Source organism: Anabaena sp. UHCC 0204, from assembly GCF_009711975.1.
Taxonomy (GTDB): Bacteria; Cyanobacteriota; Cyanobacteriia; order Cyanobacteriales; family Nostocaceae; genus Dolichospermum.
This window is the reverse complement of sequence record NZ_VIKW01000082.1, coordinates 34,611-52,879: the sequence shown is the minus strand read 5'-3', so window position 1 is coordinate 52,879 and position 18,269 is coordinate 34,611. Positions and strand designations below refer to the sequence as shown.

Genomic DNA, 18,269 nt, shown 5'->3' with positions numbered 1-18,269 from the left:
AAGGTTCTAAGAAACGCACATTTAATTTTCACTTATTTATGTCTAAAGAGTAGCAACATCAAAAATTAGAGTCTAAACGATTGGCAAAGGCTGCTACTGCAATCATCGGCAATCCAACAAGTAAACATATTAACCATTGATTCCAGTCCAAGGGGGCTGTATAAAATAATTTATTCATCACACTCCATTGGCTGAAGATGATCTGTAAAACAATAGTGCTGGCAATGCCGATATACATTGCAGTTTGATCACCTATTTCCCGTCTAATTCCTTGAATCTTACCAACAAGAGCAACGCCTAATTGAGTAATACTTAATAAGTAAAAAATTCTGCCTACTACTAAAGATTGAATTGCCATTGTGCGGGCAACAGCAAGATCCCCCCCGGTGGTTTGTCGCATCCATTCAAAGACACTGAAAATTAAAATCCAGTTAAAGATAGAAATGAGGACAATACGTTTAACTAAATTAGGAGAAAGTAATTTTTCATTGGGATTACGTGGTGGTTGTTGCATTACCCGATCAGACTTGGGTTCAAAAGCCAAAGGAACTGTCATAGCAATGGAATTCACCATATTTAACCAGAGAACTTGCAAAGAGAGAATTGGTAAATCTCTAGCTAACAAAACGCTAATTAAAATCGTCATAGATTCACCTCCATTCACAGGAAGAATAAAAGCGATCGCTTTCAATAAATTTTGGTAAACTGTTCTTCCTTCCTCAACAGCAGCTTCTATAGATGCAAAGTTATCATCTGTCAAAATCATATCAGCGGCTTCTTTGGCAACTTCCGTACCCGCCCCACCCATAGCAATACCAATATCCGCTTGTTTCAACGCTGGTGCATCATTGACACCATCCCCTGTCATGGCGACTATTTCACCTTTAGATTGCAGTGCTTCCACAATTCGCAATTTCTGTTCTGGTGCTACACGGGCAAATACTACCCCATCTTCTATAGCTGTAGCCAATTCTGGTTTTTCCATTCTCGCCAGTTCTGCACCTGTAAAAGCCCTCACTTCCCGATGATGATTAAAACCCATTCTAGATGCAATTGCAGCCGCCGTGACAGCATGATCACCTGTAATCATTTTCACCTGAATACCAGCTTGTTGACAGGCTTGCACCGCCCTTATAGCCTCAGCACGGGGTGGATCTATCATCCCCTGTAAACCTAAGAAAATCAAATCATTCTCGATATCTGCATGATCTAATGAATCTTGATTCTCAGAAACTGGTTTTTTCGCAAAAGCTAACACCCGTAAACCCTGATGCGCCATTGTATCAACTTGCTGATTTACAGTTTCTGTATCCACAGGAGAAAGTTCCCCAGATGAATTTAACATTTGTTGACAACGTTTGAGAATCGCCTCTACTGAACCTTTAACGTAAATAATTCGTTCTTGTTGTTCAATTTCATGCAGAGTTGTCATGTACTGATACTCTGACTCAAAGGGGATGACATCAAGCCTAGATATAGTTGCTTGTAAATTATTATGGGTTAACCCGACTTTATTCGCAGCAGTTATTAATGCGCCCTCGGTAGGATCACCAACTACTATCCATTGTCCATCTTTATCTTCCAAATGGGAATCATTGCACAACAAACCAGCTTGTAAACACTCTGCTAGAGGAGGAACATCATGAATATCTACAGGATTTTCGTCTAGCAAAATTTCTCCGCTTGGTGCATAGCCTGTACCCGTGACTGTATAATATTCATTACCTGCATAGATACCTTGTACTGTCATCTGGTTTTCAGTCAAAGTCCCAGTTTTATCAGAACAAATTACTGTAGCACCTCCCAGAGTTTCCACTGCGGGTAACTTGCGAACAATGGCGTGACGGCTGGCCATGCGGGAAACACCAATGGCTAAAGTGACAGTAACTACAGCAGGTAATCCTTCAGGAATGGCACTCACAGCAAAAGCTACCGCAGGTTCAAACATTTCTACCCAGGTGTTACCGTATCCTAAACCGACAGCAAATGTTAAAGATGCAATTCCTAAAATAATATAAAGTAGGGTGCGACTAAATTTGTCAAACTTCCGAGTTAAGGGGGTTTTGAGGATATTTCCCTGTTCCATTAATTGAGAAATTCGCCCAGTTTCTGTGGCTGTACCAATAGCAACTACTATGCCTTTACCAGTTCCAAACGTTACAAAACTACCAGCATAAGCCATATTAGTGCGTTCTGCTAGAACTGCATCTGCTTGTACTGGTTGGGTATTTTTTTCTACAGCAACAGATTCCCCTGTTAATCCTGATTCGTTGATTTGTAAATTGCGGATTTGTACAAGTCGTAAATCGGCTGGGACTTTATCACCTGATGTTAATAATACGATGTCTCCGGGGATTAATTCAGTAGAGGGAACTTGGAGTTTATTTCTGTTACGAATAATAGTGGTGTTAGTTTTAACTGATGAGGCTAAAGCAGCGATCGCACTTTCTGCTTTTGATTCTTGCACAAAACCAATGATAGCATTAATTAAAGTTACACCCCAAATTACTCCAGCATTTACCCATTGTCCCAAAAATGCTTTCACCGCACCAGCAATTAATAAAATATAAAGTAGCGGTTGATGAAATTGCAACAAAAATCGTAATAAAGCACTTTTTCCGCGTTTTGCTTTCAGTTCATTAGCACCAAAACTTTCTTTGCGTTTGGCTACTTCAGCAGCAGTTAAACCTGTTTCAATATTACTGTTTAAATATTGACTGACTTCCTGTATAGGTAAGTTATGCCATTTATATTCTGTTAATTGATTTGTAGATGATGCTGTCATAATTTTTTACTCCTAAGTATTACCTTTCTGAGAAAATTGTAATTCAGCATTTTGATCTGCTATGATCATACAGATTAAAATCCAAGATTAAAAATATGGATGCTCCCATTTATCTAAAATATCTTTAAATAAAACTTCCTCTAAGCAAGTTTTAGTAATTACAGTTAATGGTATTGCCATAACTAATCCTAATGCTCCAAAAAAAGTGGCGAAAAATATTTGAGAAGTGAGAGTAATAGCAGGTAATAAAGCTACCTGTTGAGCCATAACAGTGGGAGTTAACCAATAACTTTCAATATTCTGAATTACAACATAAACAATTAAAACTGCTACAGCTTTCCAAGGTGCATCTATAAGAGCGATCGCCATAGGAAATACTACACTTAAAGTTGGTCCAATATTGGGAATAAAGTTAAGTAATCCGGCTAAAACAGCATGAGCCAATACTAGAGGAACTTGCAAAATTAATAAACTAATCCCACTCAAAGCACCAATAAATAACATTTCAATTAAAGCACCTATTGTCCAATTTCCCAACCCAGTTGCACAACGGGAAAGAATGTCATCAACGCGTTGGCGATAAAATGAGGGAAATAATCGGATAAATGCTCGACGATATGGTTGAGGATCTGCCAATAACATCAGTGTCAAAACTAAAACTAATAGAAATTCTAAAATAGCGTTAATAGAGATCCTTAATATTGTAACTGACCTCTCAAACACCTGCATAACTAAAGGTTGAATTTCTTGAATTAAGTCATTGATATTAGGTAAATATTCGGTTTCTCCTCCAAAGCGATTTTCTAAATAGTTGAGCTAATCTTGAACTCTGGATATCCCTGCTGGTAAAAGTTTTAAAAGCTCTTGAAACTGAGCAATAAAAGGAGGCACAATCAAGAAGAAGAAGCCGATAAATAGTAATAGCAATCCAAAAATACTGAGTAATACTGACCAAGAACGCTTGATCTGCAAGTTTTGTAATTGTAAAACCAACTGATTTAAAGCTGTAGCTAGGACTACTGCTGTAAAAAACAGTAACATCAAGCGTCGAATTTGCCAAAGAATATATAAAGAAGCAATTAAGCTTATTAAGCCAAATAATTGATCGAATTTCACGTCTGTCTTATCTCCCCTATGAAAGGCATTATTATTAATTATGCTGATTGAGTTTAAATGTAAATATAGCAATTCCCATTTAAGTGAGGTATAAGAAGAAAGAATTAACCGCAGATGGAAGAGGATAAACGCAGATGAACGCAGATACAGATAAGTTTGTACGTCGTTAGACTAAGAAATGCTATATACAAAAAATATGTCTTTTGGATGAGATTTAGTAAAAACATTGATAATTATGGCATGACTGTAGATGGATGTATTATCCAACTGGATCAGATATTTTTAAGGAAGTATATTCAAATTGAGTTTTTTATTTTCAACTATTGTTGTTATGGATTTTTGTGGGTAATTTTAAGGACTAAAGTCCTTACTACGAGCTTTTGTTAGTTTAATTATGGGGAAAAAATTAGAGTAATTTTTATGGTGAAATTTGGTTATCATGCTTCCCACGAGCAATTTAAACCTAGTCGGCTTCTAGAGTATGTGCAGACAGCCGAAAAAGCTGGTTTTAATGCTGTACTGTCTTCAGATCATTTTCATCCTTGGAGCGATCGCCAGGGAGAAAGCGGTTATGCTTGGTCTTGGCTAGGTGCAGCCATGCAAGCCACCAATTTACCTTTTGGTGTTGTTTGCGCCCCCGGACAGCGTTACCACCCTGCTATCATCGCCCAGGCTGCGGCTACACTGGCAGAGATGTTTCCTCAACGTTTTTGGGTAGCATTAGGCAGTGGACAAGCCATAAATGAGCAAATTACCGGAGAAGGATGGTTAGCTAAATGCGATCGCAATATTCGCTTAAAAGAATGTGTTGATATAATACGGGCATTATGGGCTGGAGAAACTGTCACCCATTACGGTTTAATTACTGTAGAAAAAGCAAAGCTTTATACCCGTCCTCAAATTCCGCCTTTAATTATTGGTGCAGCAATTACTCCTCAAACCGCTGAATGGGTAGGTAGTTGGGCGGATGGATTAATTACCATATCTCACCCTGATGAAAAACTCAAAGAAGTAGTAGAAGCCTTTCGGCGTGGTGGTGGTGAAGGCAAACCCATGTACTTAAAAGTACAACTTTCCTACGCCAAAGACGAAACAACAGCTTTACAAACAGCTTACGAACAATGGCGCACAAATATTTTCAAAAGTTCAGTATTGTCTGATTTACGTCATCCTCATCAATTTGACGCAGCCGCAGAATTTGTCAAACCAGAGGATATGTACCAGTTCGTGCGAATTTCTGCCGATATAGAACAACATATAAAATGGTTGCAAAAATATATAGAACTGGGATTTAGTGAAATTTATCTGCATAATGTCAACCGCGAACAAGAGAATTTTATTGCAGTATTTGGTGAAAAAGTTTTACCAGGGGCGAAGCATTTGGTGTAAGGGCGTATCCCTAACGGGACTGGAAGCATCAGCATTCGGAAAATAAACTTGGGAAAAAACCGATAATTTATCGCCCGAATGCTTCGCCCCTACAGGAGTTATTTTCACTATTACTTATTGGAGAATAAACTATGCGAATTAGTGTTGGTTCACCAATTCTGACTATTAGCCATAATCGTACCTTTATGGTGAGTGATTTAAATGGACAGATTCGGAATGATCATCAAGGAATATTTGCTGATGATACTCGCTTTTTAAGTTATTACGCCTGTTATATTGATGGTTGTGAATGGATACGGTTAAGTTCCACCACAACTACTTATTACGCTGCTAGAATTTATCTCACTAACCCAGAATTTACTAGCAGAAATGGTAAAGTTAAAGAAGGTTCGCTTTCCTTAATTATTAGTAGAACTGTTGAGAAAGGAATTCATGAAGAACTTAATTTAACTAATTATGGTATTGAGCCAGTCAGCTTTAACTTAGAAATTGCACTTCGTTCAGACTTTGCCGATATTTTTGAAGTAGAAACACGGCAATTTGTGCGGCGAGGCAAAATTGAAACTATATGGGATTTAGGAAAGACAGAATTAAGTACAAGCTATAATAATTGTGATTTCCATCGTTGCTTAATTTATCAAATTAGTAACAGTAACTCTACACCTCATTACGCCAATGGTCGTCTAATTTTTGAAGTAACTTTAAAATCTAAAGAAACTTGGCAAGCTAATTGTAATTACATCTTAGTTAATAATCATCGTGTGCTTTCTACACCAGACTTATCTTATAGACAAGCAGTAGATAGAAACGTTATTAATACAGGAATTGACCATCTACATTATCAATGGATTGATAATGTCTCCGAAATTGTTTGTAATAACGAGAATTTAAACTTGCTCTATCGTCAATCGGTGGAAGATATTGGGGCGTTAAGACTGTATAATTATGATTTAGCAGATGAAGTATGGATACCTGCGGCTGGTGTTCCTAAATTCGTAACTTTATTTGGTCGAGATAGTACAATTGTCAGCTTGCAAAATATGATTACTCATGCAGGTTTTGCAATTGGTACTCTCAAAAAACTTGGTCAATTACAAGCTAATAAATTGGATGACTTTGTTGATGCTCAACCGGGTAAAATTTTACATGAAATTCGGACTGGTGAATTAGCGTATTTAGGTCAAATTCCCCATCAACCTTATTATGGTACTGCGGATGCTACACCTTTATATTTGATATTACTAAATGAAGCTTGGAAATGGTTAGGAGATATTTCTTTATTACATGAACAACGAGATGTAGCTTGGCGTTGTTTGGAATGGATTGATCAATATGGCGACTTTGATAGTGATGGTTTTCAAGAGTACCAAATTCGCAGTTCTTCACCTTATGGAATAGAAAATCAAGGTTGGAAAGATTCTGGTGATGCAATTGTTTACCCAGATGGAAGTCAGGTAAAAGCACCCAAGGCTTTATGTGAATTACAAGGTTATGTTTATGATGCTTGGATGCGAATGTCCGAAGTATTTTCAGTGTTAGGAGAATATGATATTTCTCTTGATTTACGCAGCAAAGCTTTAAAACTTCGTCAGTTATTTGAAGAACGTTTTTGGTGTGAAGATATTGGTTTTTATGCCTTTGCTCTTGACGCTGATAAACAGCCAGTAAAAACAGTATCTTCCAATGTTGGTCATTGTCTTTGGAGTGGTATTATTAGTCCAGAACGAGCAGAAAAAGTAGTTAAACGTTTGTTTGAACCAGATATGTGGACGGGTTGGGGAATTAGAACTTTATCTGCCCAAAACCCAGCTTATAATCCTTTTTCTTATCATCTTGGTTCGGTTTGGCCTCATGATAATAGTATTATTGCAATGGGATTAAAACGTTACGGTTTTGCTCAAGAAGTAGCCCGTGTTGCAGAGGGTATTTTTGATGCGGGTAGCTGTTTTGCCAATTATCGTCTTCCAGAACTTTACGCAGGTATCAAGCGAGAAGTTGGCAACTTTCCCATACCCTATTTAGAGGCTAATGTTCCCCAAGCATGGGCAGCAGCATCAGTATTTCAACTTTTACAAGCTACACTTGGTTTAGAAGCAGATGCACCGAATCATCGGCTTTATATAAATCCCTATTTACCAACATCTCTATCAAAATTAACGTTGCGTCGTCTGGAAGTGGGTACAGCTTTGGTTGACTTACATTTTTGGAAAGATGGTGATTCTACAAAATGGGATGCTACTGTACAATCTGGCCAACTTGAGATTGAGGAAAAATCATAAATAACCCAAGTTGCTAGTCCCTTCGGGGATCTAAATATTCTAGTTAAAAATCAAAATAGATGTAGGGTAAGCTACCTTCAGGAGCTAGTAACCAAACTGCATAAAAGCATAAAGGTATGAAGACAATTTTAATAGGCCAGCTAAACTCTAATTTCATCCCTCGGTTAAAGAAATAGGAGACACTCATCAAAAGAGCTATTCCTGCTAATAAATAGGAAAGTTGATATTGAGTGATATTGAGAGCTTCTACATAAACTTTTTCGGCAAATTGTTGATCAGCAGTATGTCCCCAAAGGTTTTGTATAACTAAAGATGAGTCTTGGAGGTTGGGGAGACGAAACCAAATCCAAGATGTGAAAACCATGATTTGTGTTAAAAACCAAGCAAATATTATTCCTAAAGGGTTTTGCCAAAATAGGGTGAGAATTTTAAAGCGATCGCTGATCACATCTGTGAGACGATGAACTCCTAATGCAATTCCATGCAATAATCCCCAGATTATAAAACCCCAAGCTGAACCGTGCCAAATACCAGCTACTAACATTACTATCAATAAGTTTCCGCAGGTACGTATTAAACCACGACGAGAACCACCCAAAGGAAAGTAGAGATAATTCCGCAACCAATCACCCAATGTTATATGCCAGCGTCGCCAAAAATCCCCAATGCTGGTACTAAAGTAGGGAAAGTCAAAATTTTCAGGTAGAACTAAACCAAAAAGTAACGCACTACCACGAGCAATATCTACATAACCATTGAAATCTAAATATAATTGCAAGCCATAAGCAAAGGTAGCTAACCATAAATCTGTACTACCTGCTCGTTGTAAGTTACCGAAACATAAATCCACAAATATCCCCAAATTATCAGCGAGAATTCCTTTTTTAACAGCACCTCTAGCAATTAACCATAATCCTTCTGCGAGTCTATCAATGCTGGGAAATCGTAGTGTATTGAATTGACCGGCTAAATGATGATAGCGAGTAATTGGTCCAGAAATAAGTTTTGCAAAAAATAATTTATAAGTGGCAAATTGTATAAATTTAGATGTAGCTGGAGCGCCACGATAAACATCTATTAAATAAGCAATACATTCAAAGGTAAAAAAGGAAATTCCTAAGGGAGCAACTAATTTAATTGTTGATTCTGGTGAGTTTGTAGGCAGATTAAAAACTAAATTTAGGAGAGGATTGAGGTATTTAAAACCCAAGAGAATAAAAATATTAAAGCCGACACCAATCCCTAATAATTTAAGTCGGCGTTGATTCCAGTCAGCTTGAGCAAATTGCCATTCTTCATTAGATAAACGCCAGTCTTGAGAATGTTTTCCTGGTGAAGTATTATTGCCAATTTCTAAACCTATACGGAAATTTATAAAAGTTAGTGTCAACAGTAATGGTATATATTGAATGTGCAAAGATGCGTAAAAAACAAGACTGGCTATGAGTAGTATCCATAATCTTAGATTTACTAAATAGACATTCCAGTAAATTATTAAGACACTCAGCAAAAAAAGCCCATAAAAAATTGATATAAATTTCATTGTTTATTGATTGATGATGAATTGGTAAGTAGGTGGATGTTAGATAACCAAAACGTTTGCATAAAAGTAAAATCGCTCAAAACTTTTTTCTGTTCCCTCTTACCCAATTGGGAACTTAGAATAACAAGTACCGAAGAACCATTATTTTTTAGTCCAGGGAATAATGGGATCTACTGCTAGTTTTTTGGATATTTCATAAGCACCATAACGATTAAGGTGACTGGGATCAGAAAAATAATCATTTGCTGTTGGCCATAGCTGACTTAAATCACGATAGATAAAATTAGAATGTCCGGTAAAATTTAATAGATATTCTTGAAATTGCTGTTCATACTTTGTGCGGACAGGATCTAAATAATCTGAGGTAAGGGGCATATTCACAAATACTAAAGAGATATTATTGTTTTTGGTAAATTCTAACATTGAATTAAATGCCTGATCTTGTTTACCTGTTAATTGGAAAGATTTATAATCATTGTCATAACTTCCAGAAACTCTGGGATGATTTTGATAATATGTTGCGGGATTAAAGCGAATGGATAAAGGTAAGAATCCATCGAAATCAACACCTTGAATAGAAGAGGTGGTATCTGCTTCAGAATTTTTGGTCAGGTTAGTTACTGGTTTTACTTGGGGATGTTGATGATTAAAAGGAAGATGTTGAAGTTGTTTTTGCAAAATAATTTTAATTTGTTCACGGTTTTTATAACTGGCAGATAAATTAGCTACAGATTGATTTAACCAGTCGTTAGTTGCTTCATAGATATTAATATTTTCTACTTCAGGTTGACTGATAATTTTTTCAGGAGCATCTTCTTTATTTTGGGGTATGGCATCAGTTTTTACTGTTGTTCTAGCTTTTTGCAATATTTGTTTGTATCCTGGTGAGGCTGCAATTGCGTTGAACGTGATATCTTCTCGACCATTATTAAAAGCGCGAGAACCATCTGCCCATATAATCATTTTCGGTAGTTCTGCTGGTTCTAAAACTTGACGAATCAGACAATCAACAACTTGGGCTGTTGCTCCATTGATGCCAAAGTTGAATATATCAATATTCCGATAGCCTTGGGCTGCTAAAGCTTTAGAAAGGGCGACAGGATCAACTCCTCTGAGGGCGCGAGAAGAACCAATAATGAGGACATCTGGTGGACGCTTTTTCAGGGCTAGACGCTGTTTATATAAAGCTAATTGTTCATCTAATTGCCTAGCATTAAAACTGGGCATTGGCGATCGCGCTGCTAATAAAATTGCTGTAGCGGTGGCTTTCTCTTTTAATGGTGCGGCTGGTAAATTATTACCATTTATGAATCCAGAATCATTAAATGCAGACTGATTATTAGGGTTTTCTGTTGTTATTGGTTGTGTTGAAAATGCTGTTGTTTGTTCATTTGGTGCTGCTATTGATATTTGTGATTGTGAAGATATAGGGGGAACTAGATTATTAGTAACTTTGGCAGAGTTTTTGACAGTATATGATAAAACATAACCTAACATCAAATCACTTTGGAAGGCCAGAAGTAATCCTAAAGCCAGCCAGATAATACCACTGCGAATTCCTTGATCATCAGGATTTTGATCTATTTCGGGATTAGATGTTGTAAATAATTGACTGTTTAAAAGCAATTTTCTGATTTGTTGATTGGTATTTGCTAACCAATTTTTTGTTACTTCTTTGACAAATGTTTTTACTTCTTCTTTTGTTAAATCTGGACGCAGAATCGGCTCATTAGTTTCATTGGTAATGAGGGAACTTACGTATTCAGATGTAGCAGCAAATTCTGGTGTTGCTTCGGGAACTAATCGAGAACGTTCTCCCAAGTCAAGGCCATAATGCCAAACAGGTTCTTTATCACCTGCACGACGGCCATAAACACGAACACCAGTAATACCAGAAATTTTGAGTTGGCGGATAAATTGAGTAACTTTACTAGAGACTTGATGGCGTGTGGGGCAAATGGGAGCATCACACATAATGTGTAATAAATCTTCTTTGCGAACTAACAGTACACGGATACCACCTGTTTTCAATCGCCAATCTAGGTCAGGATTGAGTAGACGCTCTAATAAAAAGATAATTGCAGGTTGATCTCCTGCATGGGCAAGATCCAAGGCAGATGTAACTAAAGCAGGGTGCTGGGATGCGGGTAAAGATACCCAATCAATCCAAACTGGTTGTTTATCCGTTGTTTTCTGTCCATATATGGCTGCTGAAAGAATGGCTTGGGGGGCGATAGTTTCGAGCAGAGGGACAATGGCCTCTAGGGCGGTTTCCTTATCTGGTGCAGGAGAAGTTTCCAAGGGATCAAAAGCTGGAGTACAAAATATGTGAAGAGTAGATTCTTTGAGAGAAGTTTGCACCGCTACTTTAAAACCTAAGAGTTCCTCGGTTAATATTCTCGCGATCGCTTGCACATCTCCCCAACGCGCCCATTCTTTTAACATTACCTCTGGCGGTGTCAAATCTATTCGTAACCGCCAATCTGGCTCAATTTCGCCCCGCACTTGAGAAATAATGACAGCATCTTGATAGCCAGAAAGTTTCAGATGTCTTAGCTTTTGGGCGACTGTTTCTGCTAATAATGAAGGATCAGGGCTATAGCTTGACTGACAAAATATTAACAGACGATTGGCGATCGCTTGGGAATTATCCTTAGATTGACAAGGATGAATCTTTACCTGTACTGCTACCCCTAAATGACTGAGGTATTCACTCAGATAGCGAGCGATCGCATCTACATCTCCTTGGCGTGCCAAACTCTCATTAGAGACAATCAATGAACCACTAGAATTTGTTAGTGTTTCTGCCTCTGCTAATAAGGCCTGTTCTACCTGTTCTAAATGCCGTTCTAGCTGGTTTAAGTACACCCGATGACACCATTCGGGACGGTGTTCCCCTTTTTTTCGACCATAAACTAACACTTGGTATATTGAGGGTTGTTCGTCGTTGGTGAGGGTATCAACATCTGTTTGCTGGAGTGCTTGTAGCAATTCAGACAAAGTTTGCCAACGTTGTGGACATTCTACGCTTTCACACAAAATATGCAGATCATTACCTAACAACCGGACTTTTACCCCGAAAGTATTTATACCTGTTGCTTGGCTAACCCATTGCACTAAGGATGTTTGACGCTCAAGTAATACTGTTTTCATGGGCAGAAGAATTTAACAGGAAGGGTTGATTGGGGATTTGGCGTGTACTTGTAAACTAGAATCATAGAATTATCACATTTTGCCGTTTTTTTTTAACAATTTTGTTACTTTCGCAGCTTGCAAAATTGACAAAGATAGTATTTTAGAAGAATTTAGAGGGTAAGGACTCAGGGACAGCGCCCAGGAAGCAGGCAATACTGTGATATGAGATCCAAGAATACTTTTAACCTTTGATCTGCTATATTTTTCTTCTGTTAGCATTGACGTACTATATCGTAGCCATAGTTTTCAGATTGTGGCACTTCTATAAATTCTGTCTCCTGAACTGAGGATGGACTTTTTTGTCTATTTTACCCATCAACTAAATTACTTAATAATTACAATGTCACCTGTAAACGAACAGTTCTCTTTTCAAACCGGATTAAATTTGATTGCTTTTACCATTCCCCCAACTTGTTTATTGCAAATGGGGACAGTATCTATACTGATGTTACTTATCGCTCAGAAAGCTACAAGTGAGGCTTTGATCAATCTAGGTGAAGCAACTGAAGAATTATTTCGAGGCGATCGCTTACCAATCCTCAATTTTCCAGATGATCAAGAATTAAACAAGATTTAATAGCGTCTTTGTTTCCAAAGCAAACTTTCTAGAGACCGACAGTTCAATAGTGATATAGTGACTGCTATCGGTTCTGATGGGAAGCACTCACTCGCTTAGTCCTGTCGGAGGTAAGGGGGAAAGTTTGGTGTAAACCCGGCACTGTCCCGCAACTGTGAGCCATACTATGGTGAGTCAGAATACCCGCCGATAGAAACGCATACCATAAATCTGCGAGGTACAGGTTATGTCCAGGAAAAAACAGGCGTTAGTAAGTCTAACCCTGATGGGATTTATTAGTTTTTATTTGGTAGTTGGTTCACCACAACCTGCCTATGCGATGCACATTATGGAAGGTTTTTTACCAGTGCAGTGGGCGATGTTTTGGTGGATTTTGGCCTTACCATTTTTTGTTTTAGGATTACGTAGTCTCACACGCATTACCCAGGCTAACCCAGAGTTAAAACTGCTCTTAGGTTTAGCTGGTGCATTCGCTTTTGTCCTGTCAGCATTGAAAATTCCTTCCGTGACAGGTAGTTGTTCTCACCCCACAGGAACAGGATTAGGTGCAGTGCTGTTTGGACCTTTGACTATGACAGTTTTAGGTAGCTTGGTACTCTTATTTCAAGCTTTGTTATTAGCCCACGGTGGTTTAACGACATTGGGAGCAAATGCTTTTGCAATGGCGATCGCTGGACCTTATGCAGCTTACTGGATATATAATCTCATCATGCAGTTGAGTGGTAAACAAAAAATCGCCATATTTTTAGCAACAGCATTAGCAAATCTACTCACCTACATCATCACTTCTATCCAACTTGCTCTAGCTTTTCCTGCACCTGTTGGTGGATTTATCGCTTCATTTACTAAGTTCGCCGGTATTTTTGCAATTACTCAAATTCCTTTAGCAATTAGCGAAGGATTACTAACTGTCTTAGTGTGGAATTGGCTACAATCCTATAATCTTCAAGAATTAAAACTTTTGCAATTAATCAAGCAAGGACATCAAAGTAATGAATCAATCTAAAACAGGATTGAATAACTGGTTTTTAATATTAGCAGTTTTCGCTTTAGCAATTGCCCCGTTAATACTTGTGCGTGATGGAGAATTTGCTGGTGCAGATGGCCAAGCCGAAGCAGCAATTACTGAAATTCAACCTGGATATGAACCATGGTTTAAATCACTTTTTGAACCAGCTAGTGGAGAAATAGAAAGCCTATTATTTGCTTCACAAGCCGCTTTAGGTGCTGGATTAGTTGGTTATGCTATTGGTGTCTACAAAGGACGTTCTCAACAACAAAAACGTGAAGAATGAGTCTAGCACTAGACACTTTAGCTTACACTAATCGCCTCCGAAAATTACCACCAGAACATAAACTGATTTTCGCATTTACGACTCTGGCAATTTCCATTTCTACCCATTCTCTAGTGCAAATTTTAATATCACTGTGGATGGGTGTTTGGATAGTTATTTATGCCAAAATACCTGCTAGGGTTTATTTTCGGTTATTATCATTCACCCTAGTTTTTTGTTTGACAAGTTTACCAGCATTAATGGTAAATGGAGTGGCAATTAATAATTTTCCCAGTGTGCAATTAGATTCTTTGTTTGGGCTAAATCTCGGACATTTTTATATTTATATCAGTCGCAGTGGTAGCATTCAAGCATGGGGAATTTTAACAAGAGCATTAGCTTCTGTTTCCTGTTTATATTTTCTCATGTTAACTGTCCCTTTCACAGAGATATTAGAAATTCTGCGTCGCTACAGATTTCCCGTGCTTTTAACCGATTTATTATTAATAATGTATCGGTTTATTTTTATTCTCCTCAAAACAGCCAATGAATTGTGGACAGCACAAAATTCTCGTGGTGGCTACCGCACTTGGCATAGTAGTATGAAGAGTTTAGCACTATTAATAGGACAATTACTACAGCGAACTCTACAAAAATATCATCAGTTTTCTCTCGGATTGCAAGCTAGGGGTTTCACTGGTGAATTTCGAGTTTGGCATCCCCGACGTTATCAACCATCTCAACGATATACTATTGAAGCAATTTTGGGATGTGTAGTATTAATAGGATTAGAAATTTGCCGAGATGCAGGAATATTTACTCGAATTTGATCAAGTATATTACACTTATTTAGGTTCAGAACAACCAGCTTTAAATGGTCTAACCATGAAAATACCTTCTGGGAAGAAGTGTGCCTTAATTGGTCAAAATGGTTGTGGTAAAACCACACTTTTCTTGTTAGCGAATGGACTATATAAACCTAATTCTGGTGTTGTCCGCTGGTGTAATCAACCGTTAGTTTATAATCGTGATTATCTCAGTAAAATTCGGCAACAAGTTGGTTTAGTTTTTCAAGATCCAGAACAACAGTTAGTAGCTTCTACGGTTGAAGAAGATATCTCTTACGGTTTATGTAATTTAGGTTTGCCGGAACTAGAAATTAAAAGTCGAGTAGAAGCAGCTTTAATGGAATTTGGGCTAACTACTTTAGCAGAAACACCAGTACATTATCTCAGTTTAGGGCAGAAAAAGCGAGTTTCCATAGCTGATGTCATGGTACTGCAACCACAACTTTTAGTATTAGATGAACCTACCGCATATTTAGATATTAAACATACTCGTAATTTGATGGCAACTCTCAAAAAAATTCATGAAAATGGTAACACTCTATTAATGGCAACTCACGATTTAGATTTAGTGTATCGCTGGTCAGATTGGGTTTTTGTCATGGATAAAGGACAATTGATGCTAGAAGGAAAACCTGAAGATGTATTTAGCCAGCGGACTCTTTTAGAGGATTTAGAGTTGGGTTTACCAATAATATATGAAATGTTATTCAATGGTCTATCTGCTGAAGAAAAAATAATTATCGAGAGAGTCAGACAAAGGATATTAAAAGATGTCTGAGAAGAGAATCTGTAATGGATATCCTCTGTCCCATGTCAAAAGACAGCCTGTCAAACATTTTTTAATTATGTTGGGAAGATAAAAAAAGGATTACTTACAGTAGATTAGTTAATTAAACACTCTGTGGAAATTGGATATGCAACTTCAAGAAGCCTCTAACGTTACAGTAATTGTTGGTGAAAATGCGGTTACTGTTTCTCAACTACCTTCAGTGTGGCAAGATATTGCAAAAGGAAGGGCAAATGTCAGACTGAGTGATACACAAACCTATGTTGAAATGGCGCAGTTGTTTCAATATAAACTGCAATCTGGTGATGTTGATTTGTTTAGCGATCGCCCACATCTATTTCATCTAATTCCTTCATTTTCGGAGCTATTTGGGCAACTAGCAAGGGAAACCCTGGAATTTTATGGACATGACTTTATGGTTCACAACTATCCCAACTTTGAAGAAGTTCTGCGTAAAGTTGAATCAAAGGGTGCTGAATACACTAATGAAGTAAAAGTAGCCCAGATTGGATTAGAACTTTTCCAAGAGTTTGGTTATGAACTACCAGCTAGTTTCTATCATGTCCATTTAGCACCAATTTATCGAGATCATGTATTTGAAGAACGGGCATTAAGATTTGATCAGCGTGATATAGAACATAAGCGTTCCTGGGATGCCATATTACACGCAGGTAAGGTTTTTGCTATCCAAATGAAGGTGCAGAGTATAGCCTCCAAATACGGTTTCACCTATCAACATGGCTGTGGATGCAACTCTCATCTATCTTCCATTGATGCCTCTTCTGGTGCATTTGCATACGAATTAAGTTTAGAAAAACGCCAGCGATGGCTTCGCAGTTTTCTCTGGACGGCTTGGTATGAGTATGCAATGTTCCCTATTGTGCCGAATACTAGTTATCTTGTCTAATCAAATTACAAAATAATTTCCTGGGGGAATGGGAGGTGGAAACTTCCCATTTATTTTAAATTTACTAATTGATGCGTAAAACGATATGATATAAGACATCACTTCAATCATCAAATAATGAACGCGCTATGAAAGCAGAAACCATTCGCACGACGTTCACCATTCCTAGAGAACTGCTAGAAGCTACAGATCAAGCAGTTGTGGAAGGAAAGGCTAAAAATCGGAATGATTTTGTTGTCCAAGCTTTGCGGCGAGAACTAGCTATCCAAAAGCGAGCCGAAATAGATGCTGCACTATCAGAAATGGCCAATGATCCAGATTATCAAGCAGAAGTTCTAAGACTAGAGGTGGAATTTGCCACTGCACAGTGGGAGGCGTTGCAGCTAGGGGAATCTCCAAGATGAGAAGGGGTGAGATATACGATGCGCGTCTGGAGATGACTGAAGGTTCAGAACAGGGAGGAACTCGCCCGGTAATTATTGTCAGTCGTGACGTGATTAATCTATCTAGCCCGGTAGTTTTAGCTGTCCCCTGTACTACCTATCAAGATGGGAAGCGAGTTTACCCTACTCAAGTTTTAATTTTAGCACCAGATGGCGGACTTAGGAAAGACTCAATCGCAATGGCAGATCAGGTGCGGGTATTGTCAAAAACCCGCTTTTTGCGTTTAAGAGGTGTACTTTCTACGGTTGTTATGGCACATCTGGAGCAAGCCTTGTTAATTGCACTAGACTTACCGGGTTAATTTCCTTCTTCTTCTTTCTTCTTATTCTTCCTTCCTTCTCCCTCTTGACTCCTCGATTCCTGACTACTGACTCCTTCGATGTCGCAAAGTGAAGAGTAAATATGCGGTTTATTACTATATCCAAAAGATCAAAGGATAGACTACAACAGTGTATATATAGTAATTAAACCTGCATCTAACATGACTATGTTAATTTCATTTAGTCTTGATCAGAAACCATTAGAAGGAACAGTCAGTATGAATAAAGCACCGTTTCTAATTTAGTAAAGTCAGGGATATACCCATGATTGAAATTCTCGCCATATTATCTGCTGGTGCTGCTGCTGGGATGAGAATAGGTGTACCTTTACTAATTATTGGTCTCCTACAAGGTGATCGGCTCTGGTCACAGCTACCAATATTATCAAATTTTTCACCCCATGTTTTAGTCGGACTACTAACTAGTTGGTCTTTATTTGAACTATTTGCTTCCAAAAAATTAATTGGACAGAGAATAGTACAGCAAGTTCATTTATGTTTATCTCCCTTCGTCGGGGCTTTAATGGGTTTAGCCGTTGCTTCAGCGACTGAAACACCAAGTTGGTTAGTTGCATTGATTGGTGGTTTATTAGCTTTTGTATTTCAGCTAGTTTTAGTAGGTTGGTTTTATCGCTTACGTGGTTTGCCAATATGGGCAGTATTTATACAAGATATATTGTGTATTACGTTTGTAGTTTTTGCTGTTGATGCTCCTCGTCAAGGAGGATTAATGGCTTTAATCCTGCTCTGGTTTGCCATTCGCAGCGCGAAATATTGGTATAACTGGTATAGAGAGAGGTGACAGG

Annotated in this window: 14 protein-coding genes, 1 pseudogene and 1 riboswitch; of the genes and pseudogenes, 11 read left to right on the top strand and 4 right to left on the bottom strand. The window is 38.0% G+C overall.

Annotated features, from left to right (window positions below):
• Positions 1-58: 58 nt before the first annotated feature.
• On the bottom strand, positions 59-2,785 hold the full coding sequence (locus FJR04_RS25395) for a cation-transporting P-type ATPase (RefSeq protein WP_168500109.1): 2,727 nt from the start codon (positions 2,783-2,785) through the stop codon (positions 59-61).
• A gap of 87 nt (positions 2,786-2,872) precedes the next feature.
• Positions 2,873-3,901 (bottom strand): annotated as a pseudogene (locus tag FJR04_RS25390) (AI-2E family transporter).
• Between the two features lie 420 nt (positions 3,902-4,321).
• On the opposite strand from FJR04_RS25390, the gene FJR04_RS25385 reads away from it, so the two are divergent.
• Positions 4,322-5,290, top strand: a complete 969-nt coding sequence (locus tag FJR04_RS25385; protein WP_168500107.1) for a TIGR03885 family FMN-dependent LLM class oxidoreductase — start codon at positions 4,322-4,324, stop codon at positions 5,288-5,290.
• 131 nt (positions 5,291-5,421) lie between these two features.
• Positions 5,422-7,569, top strand: coding sequence for an amylo-alpha-1,6-glucosidase (locus tag FJR04_RS25380; protein WP_168500105.1), 2,148 nt, complete (start codon positions 5,422-5,424; stop codon positions 7,567-7,569).
• Positions 7,570-7,612: 43 nt separating this feature from the next.
• On the opposite strand, the gene FJR04_RS25375 is transcribed toward FJR04_RS25380, so the two are convergent.
• Together FJR04_RS25375 and FJR04_RS25370 are read right to left on the bottom strand one after the other, a co-directional pair.
• Positions 7,613-9,112: an MBOAT family protein gene (locus tag FJR04_RS25375; protein ID WP_168500104.1), complete on the bottom strand. Its 1,500-nt coding sequence runs from the start codon at positions 9,110-9,112 to the stop codon at positions 7,613-7,615.
• A 141-nt stretch (positions 9,113-9,253) separates the two neighbouring features.
• Entirely contained in the window at positions 9,254-12,265 is a 3,012-nt protein-coding gene (locus FJR04_RS25370) for a DUF1574 family protein (protein WP_168500102.1), read from the bottom strand.
• A 382-nt stretch (positions 12,266-12,647) separates the two neighbouring features.
• Here FJR04_RS25370 and FJR04_RS25365 point away from each other — a divergent pair, with 382 nt between their 5' ends.
• The 9 genes from FJR04_RS25365 to FJR04_RS25325 all read left to right on the top strand — a co-directional run bounded on the left by FJR04_RS25365 (position 12,648) and on the right by FJR04_RS25325 (position 18,265).
• Positions 12,648-12,884: a hypothetical protein gene (locus FJR04_RS25365; RefSeq protein WP_168500100.1), complete on the top strand. Its 237-nt coding sequence runs from the start codon at positions 12,648-12,650 to the stop codon at positions 12,882-12,884.
• 51 nt (positions 12,885-12,935) lie between these two features.
• A riboswitch (cobalamin riboswitch) is annotated at positions 12,936-13,090 on the top strand.
• A 20-nt stretch (positions 13,091-13,110) separates the two neighbouring features.
• Positions 13,111-13,890 (top strand): energy-coupling factor ABC transporter permease, encoded by a 780-nt coding sequence (locus FJR04_RS25360; RefSeq protein ID WP_168500098.1) that lies wholly within the window; start codon positions 13,111-13,113, stop codon positions 13,888-13,890.
• Entirely contained in the window at positions 13,877-14,179 is a 303-nt protein-coding gene (locus FJR04_RS25355; protein WP_168500096.1) for an energy-coupling factor ABC transporter substrate-binding protein, read from the top strand. The genes FJR04_RS25360 and FJR04_RS25355 overlap by 14 nt, the downstream gene beginning before the upstream one ends.
• Complete coding sequence (cbiQ, locus tag FJR04_RS25350) at positions 14,176-14,988, top strand: cobalt ECF transporter T component CbiQ (RefSeq protein WP_168500094.1); 813 nt, start codon at positions 14,176-14,178, stop codon at positions 14,986-14,988. Before FJR04_RS25355 ends, cbiQ begins: the two co-directional genes overlap by 4 nt.
• On the top strand, positions 14,963-15,784 hold the full coding sequence (locus FJR04_RS25345; RefSeq protein ID WP_168500092.1) for an energy-coupling factor ABC transporter ATP-binding protein: 822 nt from the start codon (positions 14,963-14,965) through the stop codon (positions 15,782-15,784). The genes cbiQ and FJR04_RS25345 overlap by 26 nt, the downstream gene beginning before the upstream one ends.
• Positions 15,785-15,920: 136 nt before the next feature.
• Positions 15,921-16,700 (top strand): hypothetical protein, encoded by a 780-nt coding sequence (locus tag FJR04_RS25340; protein ID WP_168500090.1) that lies wholly within the window; start codon positions 15,921-15,923, stop codon positions 16,698-16,700.
• A gap of 128 nt (positions 16,701-16,828) precedes the next feature.
• Positions 16,829-17,104 (top strand): ribbon-helix-helix domain-containing protein, encoded by a 276-nt coding sequence (locus FJR04_RS25335; protein ID WP_168500088.1) that lies wholly within the window; start codon positions 16,829-16,831, stop codon positions 17,102-17,104.
• A complete protein-coding gene (locus tag FJR04_RS25330; protein ID WP_168500086.1) occupies positions 17,101-17,445 on the top strand; it encodes a type II toxin-antitoxin system PemK/MazF family toxin in 345 nt (114 codons plus the stop codon). The genes FJR04_RS25335 and FJR04_RS25330 overlap by 4 nt, the downstream gene beginning before the upstream one ends.
• Positions 17,446-17,728: 283 nt before the next feature.
• Positions 17,729-18,265 carry a DUF4126 domain-containing protein gene (locus FJR04_RS25325; RefSeq protein ID WP_168500084.1) on the top strand — a complete coding sequence of 179 codons (537 nt, stop codon included), beginning with the start codon at positions 17,729-17,731 and terminating at the stop codon, positions 18,263-18,265.
• Positions 18,266-18,269: the final 4 nt, after the last annotated feature.

Bases quoted from the DNA above. Each gene is read 5' to 3' on its own strand.
- FJR04_RS25365 (WP_168500100.1), top strand. From the start codon at position 12,648: ATGTCACCTGTAAACGAACAGTTCTCTTTTCAAACCGGATTAAATTTG.
- FJR04_RS25330 (WP_168500086.1), top strand. From the start codon at position 17,101: ATGAGAAGGGGTGAGATATACGATGCGCGTCTGGAGATGACTGAAGGT.
- FJR04_RS25345 (WP_168500092.1), top strand. From the start codon at position 14,963: ATGCAGGAATATTTACTCGAATTTGATCAAGTATATTACACTTATTTA.
- FJR04_RS25340 (WP_168500090.1), top strand. From the start codon at position 15,921: ATGCAACTTCAAGAAGCCTCTAACGTTACAGTAATTGTTGGTGAAAAT.
- FJR04_RS25370 (WP_168500102.1), bottom strand. From the start codon at position 12,265: ATGAAAACAGTATTACTTGAGCGTCAAACATCCTTAGTGCAATGGGTT.
- FJR04_RS25395 (WP_168500109.1), bottom strand. From the start codon at position 2,785: ATGACAGCATCATCTACAAATCAATTAACAGAATATAAATGGCATAAC.
- FJR04_RS25335 (WP_168500088.1), top strand. From the start codon at position 16,829: ATGAAAGCAGAAACCATTCGCACGACGTTCACCATTCCTAGAGAACTG.
- FJR04_RS25360 (WP_168500098.1), top strand. From the start codon at position 13,111: ATGTCCAGGAAAAAACAGGCGTTAGTAAGTCTAACCCTGATGGGATTT.
- cbiQ (WP_168500094.1), top strand. From the start codon at position 14,176: ATGAGTCTAGCACTAGACACTTTAGCTTACACTAATCGCCTCCGAAAA.
- FJR04_RS25325 (WP_168500084.1), top strand. From the start codon at position 17,729: ATGATTGAAATTCTCGCCATATTATCTGCTGGTGCTGCTGCTGGGATG.
- FJR04_RS25380 (WP_168500105.1), top strand. From the start codon at position 5,422: ATGCGAATTAGTGTTGGTTCACCAATTCTGACTATTAGCCATAATCGT.
- FJR04_RS25375 (WP_168500104.1), bottom strand. From the start codon at position 9,112: ATGAAATTTATATCAATTTTTTATGGGCTTTTTTTGCTGAGTGTCTTA.
- FJR04_RS25355 (WP_168500096.1), top strand. From the start codon at position 13,877: ATGAATCAATCTAAAACAGGATTGAATAACTGGTTTTTAATATTAGCA.
- FJR04_RS25385 (WP_168500107.1), top strand. From the start codon at position 4,322: ATGGTGAAATTTGGTTATCATGCTTCCCACGAGCAATTTAAACCTAGT.